This window comes from Caulobacter sp. P1_B12_2 (assembly GCF_056406675.1).
Window position 1 is genome coordinate 1 of the sequence record NZ_JBFTZS010000765.1, and the last position, 1136, is coordinate 1136.

Sequence of the window (1136 nt, forward strand, 5' to 3'; positions counted from 1 at the left end):
GTGGTGAAGGTTGGTTCCAAAACTGCCGACTTTATCCATCATCCTAGCGTCATTCCCGCCCTTGTGGCGGGAACCCCTCTGTCCGCCGCAGGTGCGGGGGTGTGGCGCGCCAGCGCGCCAAGGCCCTTCACCGTCAGCTGAACGAGGGGTTCCCGCCCCAAGGGCGGGAATGACGAAGCTATTTTGAATACGCGTGCGACGAGATCGCGAAGCTGTTTCCTCTCGGCGGTAAACCGCGCTAGAGCGCTTGATGGGATTCAGCCGGAGATCGGCCACAGATGAATATTGGTAAGCCTCGTGCGTATGGCCTTGCGGCCGTCCTGGTCCTCAGCCTGTTGATCGCCGGCTGCGGCCGAAACAAGGCCGACGAGCGTCCTCCCGAACCCGGCGACACCGCCGTCGCCCGGGTCGACGGCCACACCGTCTGGGCGTCGGACGTCAAGCGCGAGGCCGTGGCCCAGGGGCTGATCAGCGAGGGCGAACCGCTGGACATCGGCTCGGACCTGTTCCGCCAGCGCCTGGACGAGGTGATCGACCAGAAGCTGCTGGCCTCCGAGGCCCTCAAGCAGAAGCTGGACAAGGATCCGGTCGCCCAGCGCCGCCTGGCCGCCGCCCGTGAGCGCATCCTCGGCGACATGCTGGTCGAGAGCGTCGTCGAGAAGGCGGTCAACGAGAACGCCATCCGCGGCCTCTACGCCGAGCAGCAGAAGCTGTCCAAGCGCAGCGAGGAGATCCGCGCCCGCCAGATCCTGGTCGGCAGCCAGGCCGACGCCGAGGCCGTCAAGAAGCTGCTGGGCGCCGGCGCCTCGTTCGACGCCCTGGCCATGGAGCGCTCGACCGACCCGGCCACCCGCTTCAATGGCGGCGACCTGGGCTATTTCACCGTCGACGTCATGCCGCCGGCCTACGCCGTGGCCCTTCAGGGCGTCGAAAAGGGCGCGCTGGTCGGTCCGTTCCAGACCGAGGGCGGCTGGGCCGTGCTGCGCGTCGAGGACAAGCGCCTGGAAGAGCCGATCACCCTGGAGGCCGCCCGGCCGCAGATCGTCCGCTTCCTGACCTATGACCAGGTGCGCGACCTGCTGGAGAAGCTGCGCGGCGGCTCCAAGGTCGAGATGCTGACCGGCAAGCCCCAGGAC

At 67.7% G+C, this 1136-nt stretch carries 1 protein-coding gene; it reads left to right on the forward strand.

Annotated features, from left to right (window positions below; genetic code table 11):
* Positions 1-278: 278 nt before the first annotated feature.
* Positions 279-1136 (forward strand): peptidylprolyl isomerase (locus tag AC1DZ6_RS25600; protein ID WP_477099893.1); only part of this gene is annotated, 858 nt, incomplete at its 3' end.